Genomic DNA, 12,094 nt, shown 5'->3' on the forward strand with positions numbered 1-12,094 from the left:
GCGTATACTACGCTTTCCTCCTTCAGAGTCAACCTCTTTTTCAGAAGTTTTCTCCGGCGGTTCAGCTTCCTGAACCTGCTGAGCCGCTGGTGTAAACCGTTGTGCCGTCTCAGTGGTTGCGCATTATAGGGAGTTCTCGCCGGCTGACAACCCCTAATTTTAGAAAAATAGCGCGTTCGCTGCATTCCACAGCAAAAGGCCTGTTTATACGCATTTACCCACAAACTTATCCACATTGCACCGCGATATTAAATTTAGGCGAGCATCACGCAAACGTTTTCGCTACAATGCCCCGGAAAAATCCCGGCCCCCATTTGGGGGCGTTACCTGAATCTTTGTCTTCTGCGTTCTGTATAAAGAAGGGAAAACGCTAAGATTGATGTAACGCTCTTATCTATGCGAACCAAAGCCAAGGGATAAAACCTCATGCAACAACCTCGTCCTGTACGCCGCGCTCTGCTCAGCGTGTCCGACAAAGCTGGTATCCTCGAATTTGCTCAGGCGCTTTCAGCGCGCGGTGTCGAGCTGCTTTCCACTGGCGGCACCGCCCGCCTGCTTGCGGAAGCGGGTCTGCCCGTTACGGAAGTTTCTGACTACACCGGTTTTCCGGAAATGATGGATGGACGCGTCAAAACTCTGCATCCCAAAGTGCATGGCGGCATTCTGGGCCGTCGCGACCTGGACGACGCCATTATGCAGGAACATGGCATCAGGCCGATCGACATGGTGGTCGTTAACCTTTATCCGTTTGCACAGACAGTGGCCCGCGAAGGTTGCTCGCTGGAAGATGCGGTCGAGAATATTGATATCGGCGGCCCAACGATGGTTCGCTCTGCGGCCAAGAATCATAAGGATGTGGCAATCGTAGTAAAGAGCAGCGACTATAACGCGGTTATCGCGGAGATGGACGCCAACAACAATTCCCTACAGCTGGCGACCCGCTTCGATCTGGCGATCAAAGCCTTCGAGCACACCGCCGCCTACGACAGCATGATTGCCAACTACTTCGGCAGTCTGGTTCCAGCCTATCATGGTGAGAACACCGAGCCAGCCGGACGCTTCCCACGCACGCTAAATCTGAACTTCATCAAGAAGCAGGATATGCGCTACGGCGAGAACAGCCATCAGGATGCCGCCTTCTATATAGAAGAGAACGTTTCCGAAGCCTCGGTCGCTACCGCGCAGCAGCTTCAGGGTAAAGCGCTCTCCTATAACAACATCGCCGATACCGATGCGGCGCTGGAGTGCGTGAAAGAGTTTGATGAGCCAGCCTGCGTTATCGTCAAACACGCCAACCCCTGCGGCGTGGCGGTCAGCGACTCGATCCTGGGCGCTTACGAGCTGGCCTATAAAACCGACCCCACTTCCGCGTTCGGCGGTATCATCGCTTTCAACCGCGAACTGGATGAAGCGACCGCACAGGCGATTGTCAGCCGTCAGTTTGTCGAGGTGATTATCGCGCCATCCGCCAGCGAAGCTGCACTGAGGGTAACGTCGACTAAGCAAAACGTTCGCGTGCTGGTTTGCGGCCAGTGGCAGCAGCGTCAGGCCGGCCTGGACTTTAAGCGCGTTAACGGTGGTCTGCTGGTTCAGGATCGCGATTTGGGCATGGTGGAAGAGAGCCAGCTGCGCGTGGTAACTAAGCGCCAGCCGACCGAACAGGAGCTGCGCGATGCGCTGTTCTGTTGGAAGGTCGCTAAATTCGTGAAATCCAACGCTATCGTTTATGCCCGCGACAATATGACCGTCGGCATTGGCGCTGGCCAGATGAGCCGCGTTTACTCCGCCAAAATCGCCGGTATCAAGGCGAAAGATGAGGGACTGGTGGTTGAAGGCTGCGCGCTGGCTTCCGACGCTTTCTTCCCGTTCCGCGACGGTATTGACGCCGCCGCTGCTGCTGGCGTTAGCTGCGTTATCCAGCCGGGCGGTTCGATTCGCGACGAAGAGGTAATTGCCGCTGCAGACGAACACGGCATCGCGATGATCTTCACCAACATGCGTCACTTCCGCCATTAATAAGGAACCGGATAATGAAGATTTTAGTAATTGGCAATGGCGGCCGTGAACACGCGCTGGCGTGGAAAGCCGCTCAGTCGCCGCTGGCGGAGACTGTTTTCGTCGCGCCGGGCAACGCAGGCACCGCGCTGGAACCTGCACTACAGAATGTCGCCATCGGCGCCACGGATATTCCCGCGCTGCTGGAGTTCGCACAGCGTGAAAAGATCGATCTGACCATTGTTGGCCCGGAAGCGCCGCTGGTCATTGGCGTGGTGGATGCCTTCCGCGCCGCTGGCCTGAAAATTTTCGGCCCGACTCAGGCCGCCGCACAGCTGGAAGGATCTAAAGCCTTCACGAAGGATTTCCTCGCCCGCCATAACATTCCAACGGCTGAATACCAGAATTTCACCGATGTGAATGCGGCGCTGGAGTATACGCGCAGTAAAGGCGCGCCGATTGTTATTAAAGCGGATGGCCTGGCGGCTGGCAAAGGCGTCATTGTGGCGATGACGCTACAGGAAGCGGAAGAAGCCATCAAAGACATGCTGGCCGGCAACGCTTTCGGCGACGCTGGCCACCGCATCGTGGTGGAAGAGTTCCTGGATGGTGAAGAAGCCAGCTTTATCGTGATGGTTGACGGCGAAAACGTGCTGCCGATGGCTACCAGCCAGGATCATAAACGCGTGGGCGATGGCGACACTGGCCCGAATACCGGCGGTATGGGTGCCTACTCGCCTGCGCCGGTGGTCACCGATGAGATCCACCAGCGCGTCATGGATGAGGTCATCTGGCCGACCGTACGCGGCATGGCGGCGGAAGGCAATGTCTACACCGGTTTCCTGTACGCCGGCCTGATGATCGACAAGAGCGGCCAGCCAAAAGTGATCGAATTCAACTGTCGCTTTGGCGATCCGGAAACGCAGCCAATCATGCTGCGCCTGCAGTCGGATCTGGTGGATCTGTGCCTGGCGGCCGTTGACGGCAAGCTGGACAGCAAGGATTCAGTCTGGGATCCGCGTCCCTCGCTGGGCGTGGTGCTGGCGGCTGGCGGCTATCCTGGCGACTACAACACCGGCGACCAGATCCACGGACTGCCGCTGGAAGAGACGCCGGATGGCAAGATATTCCATGCCGGAACAAAAATGCAGGACGATCTGGTAGTCACTAACGGCGGACGCGTTCTCTGCGTGACGGCGCTGGGCGAAGACGTGGCGGCGGCGCAGAAGCACGCCTACGAACTGGCTAAGTCTGTCTCTTGGAACGGCAGCTTCTGTCGTCACGATATCGGCTACCGCGCGATCGGCCGTAAGTAACCTCTTCAGGGGATGAGTCCTTCATTCCCTTTCCCTTTCTTAAAAGCTATCGGCTTCGGGCTCCGCCGCGCAAAGGTCTTCCTGCGTCGCCAGCAGCAGCTGCGTGCCGCCAGGCGCTTCCAGCCAGGCGATGCTGAGCGGCTCGCCAGCTTCCTGCTGTTGCCGGGTAATATAGCGCATGTCGTTGTCATCAAGCCCGGGCGAAGCTTTTTCGCCGCTGCACAGGCTCACGGTGCCGGAAGGCGTCCAGCGTCCCTGTAACAGCCTTACGCGGCCCTTCAGCAAATCGTTGCTGATGTTCAACATACGTCCGGCGTCAAACTGGTAGAGCGCGATGGCGTCGGCGGACAGTGCTTCGCGCCGGTTTTCCAGCTGCCGCTGCATAAAGCTCATCCGGCCCTTCTGGTCGAAACGCAGCGTGACGCTTTCCGGCTGGCTGCCGACGATGTGCCGTTCAATAGAGATGAGCTTGCCCTGCTGCCACTGATAGTCGGTGGTTTGCGACGGCGCCTCGCTAAAAGGGGTATAAACCGTTTGCAGATGGGTGCTCTGAGGAGCGTGCTCTTTGCGCCAGATACGCACGGCGCCGCGATCGGCCAGATAGCCGCTGGCGGTAAAATCGGGGGTATGCTGCGAGCTACAGCCCGTTAGCAGCAACAGCAGAAGAATGCAGGAAGAACGATTCACGGGCTCCTCTGGGCGAAAGCCTGAACAAAAGGGGCTTAACGCCCCCCTGTTTAAAACCTTTCACCGTTGATTATTTAACGGCGTCTTTCAGAGCTTTACCAGAAACGAATGCCGGTACGTTTGCAGCTGCAATTTTGATTTCTTTGCCGGTCTGCGGGTTGCGGCCAGTACGCTCAGCACGGTGGTTAACTTTAAAAGTACCAAAACCAACCAGTTGTACAGCATCACCTTCTTTCAGAGACTCAGTAATCGCAGCCAGGGTGGATTCCAGAGCAGCTTTAGCCTGGGTTTTAGACAGGTCCGCTTTGTCCGCAATTACATCAATCAGTTGAGTCTTGTTCATAAGTTATCCTTACAGTGTATTTATCGCTTGCTAAGCATCGAGTGCGAGGGAAAAACCAGTTTCTGGCACTCTCCTGCATACACGCACCGATAGCCACTTTTTTCAGCCCCCCAAATGTAGACCAGACTGGGGGCGAATGTGAAGCCTTAAGGCGCTACAAATCAGGCCTGAAGTCACGTTTTATCGCCTTACTGCTGAAAATTTATACCGATATTGCTAATCCCTGATTCCCGCAGGTCGGAACGCAGTCCTTTTATCAGCTCGAGATCCCTTTCCTCGCAGGCGCTGAGCAGGCGAAAAATCTCCCACTGGATGTCCCATTCCTCTTCGACGGCGGGATTGGCTTTTAGCTCTTCATCGGTCATTTCGCGTTCGGCCTGGGTCATTTCCAGCATCGCAACGGTAGTGATAGAGGCTTCGCTGACGGCGATCGCATGGGCTAAAGTTTCACCGCTCAGGCGAGAATGCAGCAGCTCGCTCAACGCCACGCAGGCGTCGATAGCAGGATAAACACCGTACAGGTCATAATCCTCTGCCGCCGGGATCGCCTCTTCCAGCTTTTCCAGCTGCGAATCGAAATTAACTTTGGCGTCTTTCACTACCAACGTTTCCCACACCAGATCGAGGATGCGGCGATAAAGTTGCCCGTCGCCAAAGCCGGTCTGCTGGCAAAAAGCCCAGTAGTTGGGATACATGCGTTCACACAGGCAGGCCATAAAAGTCACGTGCTGCCAGCTTTCCAGCTTTTCCAGCCGCAGGTGAATCGGATTACGTAACATGTTGGGATCTCTTAAACAAAAGTGCGCGGCCTGCAGTGTAACCGAAAAGCGGGCGGCTCACACCGTTATAGCGGGATGCCGAGCCGCGCAAAGGCGGGCCGGTTGGAAGCTACCGCGTCCGCCCAGCGGGTCGGCTCCGGCAGGCGATAGCCTTGCAAACAGGTTTCCACCCATTGCAGAGCCGTATCCGCGCTGACGCGGTGGCCCGGCGAAATAAATAGCGGATTGCAGCGCTTTTTGCTGCGCAGCACCCAGCCAATCTGTTCGCCTTTATCGATAAGCGGCTGGCGGGAGCCTGGCTCGTCGCCCAACGGCTCGAACTTGCCGCACAGGCGCCGCTTCGCCACGCCGATGGTCGGCACGTCCACCAGCAGCCCAAAATGGCTGGCGACGCCAAGACGACGCGGATGCGCGATGCCCTGACCATCGACAAACAGCAGATCGGGCTTCTGCTCCAGCTGCTCCCAGGCGGCCAGCAGCGCAGGATATTCGCGAAACGAAAGAAAGCCGGGGATATAGGGCATCGTGGTGGCTATCCGCGCAACGCGATGCTCAATTAGCTTCAGCGACGGATACTCCAGCAGCACCAGAGCGGCGCGCGTGACCTCGCCGCCCTGTTCGAACCCTACATCCGCCCCGGCGATATAGCGCGGCGGCATTACGTCAAAATCATCGGTGCGCACCACTTCCGCCGCGCGCATCGTCTGTTCCTGCTTTAATGCCTGTATATCCATAACTAGTCCTGGTGATACTGTCCTGACAGTTTGTGAACGGCCTCCACAAAAGCACCCGCGTGTTCCGGCGGCACATCCTGATGAATGCCGTGGCCCAGGTTGAACACGTGGCCCGTACCCTTGCCGAAGCCCTGAAGAATGCCTGCCACTTCCTGCTCAATACGGGCTGGCGTTGCATACAGCATAGAAGGATCCATATTGCCCTGCAGCGCAACTTTGTGACCCACGCGACGTCGTGCTTCGCCAATATCCGTTGTCCAGTCCAGGCCAAGCGCATCACAGCCGGTTTCCGCCATCGCTTCCAGCCACTGTCCGCCGCCTTTGGTAAACAGCGTCACCGGCACGCGGCGGCCATCGTTTTCACGCAGCAGGCCGTCGACGATTTTGTGCATGTAGTGCAGCGAAAACTGCAGATAATCGCGTCCGGTCAGCACGCCGCCCCAGGTATCGAAAATCATCACCGACTGGGCGCCGGCGCGGATCTGTGCATTCAGATAAAGCGTGACGCTGTCCGCCAGCTTGTCCAGCATCAGATGCAGGGTTTCCGGCTCGGCGTACATCATCTTTTTCAGTTTGGTAAAAGCCTTGCTGCTGCCGCCTTCCACCATATAGGTCGCCAGCGTCCACGGACTGCCGGAGAAGCCGATCAGCGGCACTTCGCCCTTCAGGTTTTTACGGATGGTGCGCACCGCGTTCATCACGTAGCCCAGCTCCTGCTCGGGATCGAACACCGGCAGTTTTTCCACATCGGCGCGGCAGGTCACCGGGGAAGAGAAGCGCGGGCCTTCGCCAGCTTCAAAATAGAGTCCCAGCCCCATCGCATCGGGAATGGTCAGAATATCGGAGAAGAGGATCGCCGCATCCAGCGCGTAGCGCCGCAGCGGTTGCAGCGTGACTTCACAGGCCAGCTCGGCATTCTTGCACAGCGACATAAAATCGCCGGCCTGGGCGCGCGTGGCTTTATATTCCGGCAAATAGCGTCCGGCCTGACGCATCATCCAGACGGGCGTGACGTCCACCGGCTGACGCAGCAGGGCACGCAAATAACGATCGTTCTTCAGTTCACTCATTTTCAGGACTCTTTTTCATTCAGGCGCACAGTATATCAGCTATTCTGCCTCGGCGCGGCAGAGCGCGACGGTGTCTTCAATCAGCCGGCGGGCAACGGTACCGGCTGGCGGCAGCGCTGGCAGCGCGTCAAAGCGATACCAGTTCGCGTCCAGCAGCTCTTTCGAATCGATGCGGATTTCGCCGCTGTCGTAGTCGGCCATAAAAGCCATCATCAGCGACTGCGGGAAAGGCCAGGGCTGCGAAGAGACATAGCGTAGGTTTTTGACTTTAATGCCGCTCTCTTCCATCACTTCCCGCGCGATGGTCTGCTCCAGCGTCTCGCCCACTTCGACGAAACCGGCCAGTACCGTATAGATGCCGTTGCGATGACGGGTATGCTGAGCCAGCAGGATCTCGTCGCCGCGTCGGATCGCCACGATAATGCAGGGCGCGATCTGTGGATAGTAGCGCTGACGGCAGTGGCCGCACAGGCAGGCCCATTCCGTTTTGCTACGGTGCATGGCGTGGCCGCAGTAGCCGCACCACTTATGCGAACGGTAAAACTCTGCCAGCTGGACGCCGCGTCCCGCCAGCTGAAACAGCGCGGGATCCTGATCGAGCAGCTGGCGCAGCGAAGCCATCCCTTCCGGCCGGTTTTCGCAGATCAGCCGCACCGGTTCGCCCTGCCATTCGCCGATAAGCGATCCTTTGGATCCTGCGAAGCCCAAATTTTGCGCGCTACCGTATGGTAATTGACCTTTCGGCAGCCAAAGTTTCTGTTCATGGCTGACAACCCACCAGCCAGCGTCTACGCTTGAAATCTCAAGTTCCATAAATTGCTCATCCTCACTTCACGCCTTACCGGATCGGGATCGACAGTTAAAAATAACACTTTTGGAGTCACTCATGCTTGACCAGCTGGAAGTTCTGACCTCACGCGTAGGCGGATGTAGCGAACTGGTAGATTTTTGCCTTCACTCACGTAAGCAGCTGTTAGTTGCCTATTATCAAATGGTTGGCATTAAGCCTAACAAGGAATCACTGACTTCGCTTGACGAAAACGCGCTGGATAATTTTTGCCAAAGCCTGGTAGATTATCTTTCAACCGGCCACTTCACCGCTTACGAACGCTTTATCCAGGAGATGGAAGGCACCGAGCAGCTGGCCAAAGCGGCGCTGATTTATCCTTCGTTACAGGCTAATACCGAACAGATTATGGCGATTTACGATGCCCATCTGGAAAACGCTATCGATCACGACAACTATCTGGAGTTCCAGCAGGCGCTGTCGATCGTCGGCGAAACGCTGGAAGCCCGTTTTACCCTGGAAGATAAATTTATTCAGCTGGCGCTGGAGAAGTACAGTGACCAGCCAGCGGCAAACGACGCGGCAATGGCTCGCCCGGCCTGATAAGTTATAAATTTGTAAAACCCTTGAGCTTTCTATAAAGCCCCTTTATGCTCAAGGGGCAATCAGCTGATTGTCCCTGGCGAAAGCCAGATTTCTTCTTGTCGGAGTGCCCTTCGGGGCTGAGACCGTTTATTCGGGATCCGCGGAACCTGACCAGGTTAATACCTGCGTAGGGAACAAGAGTAAAGATTCAGGTTTGGGCCTTCAGCCCGGCAATTACTCATCCGAACTCCGGACAAGCAAATTTTCCTTTATTCAGGAACTTGCTATGTCTACGTCCGTTAAAAAACCAACCCGACGCGAACAGCGTGCCGAAGCCCGCCAGTTTATCGATTCCCTGCAGGGCGCCGCCTTCCCCAATTCCAGACGTATTTATCTTACCGGCTCCCGAGCCGATTTACGCGTCCCCCTGCGCGAAATCCAGCTCAGTCCGACGCTAACCGGCGGCAGTAAAGACCATCCGCAGTTTGAAGAGAACGAACCCGTGCCGGTATACGATACGGCCGGCCCTTATGGCGATCCCGAAACCGTCATTGACGTCCATGCAGGGATCGCCAGACTGCGGGAAAGCTGGATTTTGGAACGCGAAGATACGCAACCGATCGAGCAGCTTAGTTCCACTTATACGCAGCAGCGCCTGGCGGATGAAGCGCTGGATCATCTGCGCTTCGCAAAGCTGCCGCGTCCGCGCCGCGCGCTGGCTGGCCGCTACGTCACGCAGCTGCACTATGCGCGACTGGGCGTTATCACGCCGGAAATGGAGTTTATCGCGCTGCGGGAAAACATGGGCCGTGAGCGCATTCGCAGCGAGGTGCTGCTCCAGCAGCATCCCGGCCACGGGTTCGGCGCGCAGCTGCCGGAAAACATCACCGCCGAGTTTGTGCGCCAGGAAGTGGCCGCCGGACGAGCGATTATTCCCGCCAATATCAACCATCCCGAAGCGGAACCGATGATCATCGGCCGCAATTTCCTGGTGAAGATTAACGCCAACATCGGCAATTCCGCCGTCAGCTCCTCAATCGAAGAAGAGGTGGAAAAGCTGGTCTGGTCGACACGCTGGGGCGCAGATACGGTGATGGATCTTTCCACCGGCCGTAATATTCACGAAACCCGCGAGTGGATCCTGCGCAACAGCCCGGTGCCGATTGGCACCGTGCCGATCTATCAGGCGCTGGAGAAGGTCAACGGCGTGGCGGAAGATCTCAACTGGGAAGTGTTCCGCGATACGCTGCTGGAGCAGGCTGAGCAAGGCGTCGATTACTTTACTATCCACGCTGGCGTGCTGCTGCGCTATGTGCCGATGACGGCGAAGCGCCTGACCGGCATCGTCTCGCGCGGCGGCTCGATTATGGCTAAGTGGTGCCTGTCGCATCATCGCGAAAGCTTTCTCTACGAACACTTTCGCGAAATTTGCGAAATCTGCGCCGCTTACGACGTCTCCCTGTCACTTGGCGACGGCCTGCGTCCTGGCTCTATTCAGGATGCCAACGACGAAGCGCAGTTCGCCGAGCTGCGCACGCTGGGCGAGCTGACGAAAATCGCCTGGGAATATGACGTTCAGGTCATGATTGAAGGGCCGGGCCACGTGCCAATGCAGATGATCCGCCGCAATATGACCGAACAGCTTGAGCACTGCCACGAGGCGCCGTTCTATACGCTTGGCCCGTTGACCACCGATATTGCGCCGGGTTACGACCACTTCACCTCCGGTATCGGCGCGGCGATGATTGGCTGGTTCGGCTGCGCCATGCTCTGCTACGTCACGCCGAAAGAGCATCTTGGTCTGCCGAACAAAGAGGATGTGAAGCAAGGCCTCATCACCTACAAGATCGCGGCCCATGCAGCCGACCTGGCTAAAGGGCATCCGGGCGCGCAGATCCGTGATAACGCCATGTCGAAAGCGCGCTTCGAGTTTCGCTGGGAAGATCAATTTAACCTGGCGCTGGATCCGCATACCGCTCGCGCCTACCACGACGAAACCTTGCCGCAGGAGTCAGGCAAGGTCGCGCATTTCTGCTCTATGTGCGGGCCAAAATTCTGTTCGATGAAAATTACGCAGGAGGTGCGCGACTACGCCGCGAAACAGGAAGCGGCAGCGCAGCCGATAGAGATCGGTATGGCGGAGATGTCGCAGGCTTTCCGCAGCCGTGGCGGCGAACTTTATCATGCCGCGGACGCGCTTCAGCAAGAGGATAAAGCATGAGCCGCGGCGCCTTTCCTCCAACGGCAGCGAAACTGGGACTCTATCCTGTAGTGGATACGGTAGCCTGGATCGAGCGCCTGCTCGCAGCTGGCGTCCGCACTATCCAGCTGCGCATTAAAGATCTGCCGGAAGAGGCGGTGGAAGAAGATATCGCGGCGGCTGTCGCGCTGGGCAAACGCTATCGCGCGCGCCTGTTTATCAACGACTATTGGCGGCTGGCGATCAAGTATGACGCTTACGGCGTGCATCTGGGTCAGGAAGATCTGGATATCGCCGATCTGGACGCGATTTATCGCGCCGGGCTGCGGCTTGGTCTTTCCACGCACGACGATGTAGAGCTGGATCGCGCGCTGGTCGAACGCCCTTCCTACATCGCGCTGGGCCACGTTTTCCCAACCCAAACCAAAGAGATGCCCTCTTCGCCTCAGGGACTGGCGGAGCTGCGGCGTCACGTAGCGCGTTTATCGGGTATTTCTACCGTCGCCATCGGCGGGATTTCTCTGCAGAAAGCGCCTGAGGTGCTGGCGACCGGCGTCGGCAGCATTGCCGTGGTCAGCGCCATCACGCAGGCCGCAGACTGGCAGGAAGCCACGGCGAAGCTGCTGGCGCTGGCGGGAACGGGAGATTCGCATGCTTAGCGACAGCGATTTTATGCGCTACAGCCGTCAGCTGCTGCTGGAAGAGTTCGGCCCGCAGGCGCAGGAGAAGCTACAGGCGGCCAGCGTGCTGATCGTCGGCCTGGGCGGCCTGGGCTCGCCCGCCGCCGCTTATCTGGCTGCCGCAGGCGTGGGCAAGCTGCTGCTGGCTGACGACGACAAAGTGCATATCAGTAATTTACAGCGGCAGATCCTTTACCGCAGCGGCGATGCCGGGCAGCCGAAAGCGACGCTGGCGAAAGAACGGCTGCAGGCGCTTAATCCTCAGGTGGAATTTGTGACGCTTGAACAGCGTATGGACGCCGACTCGCTGAAAGAGAGCGTGCAGTGGGTCGATCTGGTGCTGGACTGCAGCGACAACATGCAGACGCGCCATGCCGTCAACGCCGCCTGCGTGGCGAGCGATACGCCGCTCATCAGCGCCAGCGCGGTCGGCTTCGGCGGCCAACTGATGGTGCTGACGCCGCCGTTCAGCCACGGCTGTTACTGCTGCCTGTGGCCCGACGCGGTCGAACCGCAGCGTAACTGCCGTACCGCAGGCGTGCTTGGCCCTGTGGTCGGCGTAATGGGCACGCTGCAGGCGCTGGAGGCGCTGAAAATGCTGGCTGGCCTGCCATCCGCGCTGGACGGCCAGCTGCGGCTGTTCGACGGTAAAGCGCAAACCTGGCGCACGCTCAGCCTTGAGCGCAGCCCCAACTGCCCGGTATGCGGAGGCGATCGTGAACATCGTAATTAATGATGAGCCGCACGAGCTTGCCGCGCCGCTAACGCTGGCCACCTTGCTGGAACAGCTTGACCACCAGCAGTCGGGCACCGCGCTGGCCGTTAACCAGCAAATTGTGCCGCGAGCGCGCTGGTCTACCCATCTTTTACAGGAAGGCGATGAGCTGGTGATTTTCCAGGCCATCGCCGGAGGCTGAT

General features: G+C 57.9%; 13 protein-coding genes and 1 riboswitch. Of the genes, 7 read left to right on the forward strand and 6 right to left on the reverse strand.

Annotation, left to right across the window (positions count from 1 at the left end; translation table 11 throughout):
• Positions 1-426: 426 nt before the first annotated feature.
• Together purH and purD are read left to right on the forward strand one after the other, a co-directional pair.
• Positions 427-2,016 (forward strand): bifunctional phosphoribosylaminoimidazolecarboxamide formyltransferase/IMP cyclohydrolase, encoded by a 1,590-nt coding sequence (purH, locus tag MKZ79_RS15325; RefSeq protein ID WP_336143388.1) that lies wholly within the window; start codon positions 427-429, stop codon positions 2,014-2,016.
• 14 nt (positions 2,017-2,030) lie between these two features.
• On the forward strand, positions 2,031-3,311 hold the full coding sequence (purD, locus tag MKZ79_RS15330) for a phosphoribosylamine--glycine ligase (protein WP_336143390.1): 1,281 nt from the start codon (positions 2,031-2,033) through the stop codon (positions 3,309-3,311).
• 39 nt (positions 3,312-3,350) lie between these two features.
• On the opposite strand, the gene MKZ79_RS15335 is transcribed toward purD, so the two are convergent.
• The 6 genes from MKZ79_RS15335 to nudC form a co-directional block, all read right to left on the reverse strand.
• Complete coding sequence (locus tag MKZ79_RS15335; RefSeq protein WP_336143392.1) at positions 3,351-3,998, reverse strand: DUF1481 domain-containing protein; 648 nt, start codon at positions 3,996-3,998, stop codon at positions 3,351-3,353.
• Positions 3,999-4,068: 70 nt separating this feature from the next.
• The gene (gene hupA / locus MKZ79_RS15340) at positions 4,069-4,341 is read right to left on the reverse strand and encodes a nucleoid-associated protein HU-alpha (RefSeq protein WP_002438605.1); all 273 of its coding nucleotides are present in this window, start codon (positions 4,339-4,341) and stop codon (positions 4,069-4,071) included.
• A 188-nt stretch (positions 4,342-4,529) separates the two neighbouring features.
• Positions 4,530-5,120, reverse strand: a complete 591-nt coding sequence (locus MKZ79_RS15345; protein ID WP_336143402.1) for a YjaG family protein — start codon at positions 5,118-5,120, stop codon at positions 4,530-4,532.
• Between the two features lie 65 nt (positions 5,121-5,185).
• Positions 5,186-5,854: a deoxyribonuclease V gene (gene nfi, locus MKZ79_RS15350; RefSeq protein WP_336143404.1), complete on the reverse strand. Its 669-nt coding sequence runs from the start codon at positions 5,852-5,854 to the stop codon at positions 5,186-5,188.
• 2 nt (positions 5,855-5,856) lie between these two features.
• The gene (gene hemE, locus MKZ79_RS15355) at positions 5,857-6,924 is read right to left on the reverse strand and encodes a uroporphyrinogen decarboxylase (RefSeq protein WP_336143406.1); all 1,068 of its coding nucleotides are present in this window, start codon (positions 6,922-6,924) and stop codon (positions 5,857-5,859) included.
• Positions 6,925-6,963: 39 nt separating this feature from the next.
• On the reverse strand, positions 6,964-7,737 hold the full coding sequence (gene nudC, locus MKZ79_RS15360) for an NAD(+) diphosphatase (RefSeq protein WP_336143407.1): 774 nt from the start codon (positions 7,735-7,737) through the stop codon (positions 6,964-6,966).
• Between the two features lie 73 nt (positions 7,738-7,810).
• On the opposite strand from nudC, the gene rsd reads away from it, so the two are divergent.
• The 5 genes from rsd (at position 7,811) to thiS (ending at position 12,093) form a co-directional block, all read left to right on the forward strand.
• Positions 7,811-8,314, forward strand: coding sequence for a sigma D regulator (rsd, locus tag MKZ79_RS15365; RefSeq protein WP_336143408.1), 504 nt, complete (start codon positions 7,811-7,813; stop codon positions 8,312-8,314).
• 92 nt (positions 8,315-8,406) lie between these two features.
• Positions 8,407-8,507, forward strand: a riboswitch (TPP riboswitch).
• Between the two features lie 75 nt (positions 8,508-8,582).
• Positions 8,583-10,517: a phosphomethylpyrimidine synthase ThiC gene (gene thiC, locus MKZ79_RS15370; protein WP_336143409.1), complete on the forward strand. Its 1,935-nt coding sequence runs from the start codon at positions 8,583-8,585 to the stop codon at positions 10,515-10,517.
• Positions 10,514-11,155 carry a thiamine phosphate synthase gene (gene thiE / locus MKZ79_RS15375; RefSeq protein WP_336143410.1) on the forward strand — a complete coding sequence of 214 codons (642 nt, stop codon included), beginning with the start codon at positions 10,514-10,516 and terminating at the stop codon, positions 11,153-11,155. Before thiC ends, thiE begins: the two co-directional genes overlap by 4 nt.
• Entirely contained in the window at positions 11,148-11,909 is a 762-nt protein-coding gene (locus tag MKZ79_RS15380; RefSeq protein ID WP_336143411.1) for a HesA/MoeB/ThiF family protein, read from the forward strand. Before thiE ends, MKZ79_RS15380 begins: the two co-directional genes overlap by 8 nt.
• Positions 11,893-12,093: a sulfur carrier protein ThiS gene (gene thiS, locus MKZ79_RS15385; protein WP_336143413.1), complete on the forward strand. Its 201-nt coding sequence runs from the start codon at positions 11,893-11,895 to the stop codon at positions 12,091-12,093. Before MKZ79_RS15380 ends, thiS begins: the two co-directional genes overlap by 17 nt.
• Position 12,094: the final 1 nt, after the last annotated feature.

It is taken from the genome of Erwinia sp. CGal63 (genome assembly GCF_037026505.1).
Classification (GTDB): Bacteria; Pseudomonadota; Gammaproteobacteria; order Enterobacterales; family Enterobacteriaceae; genus Erwinia.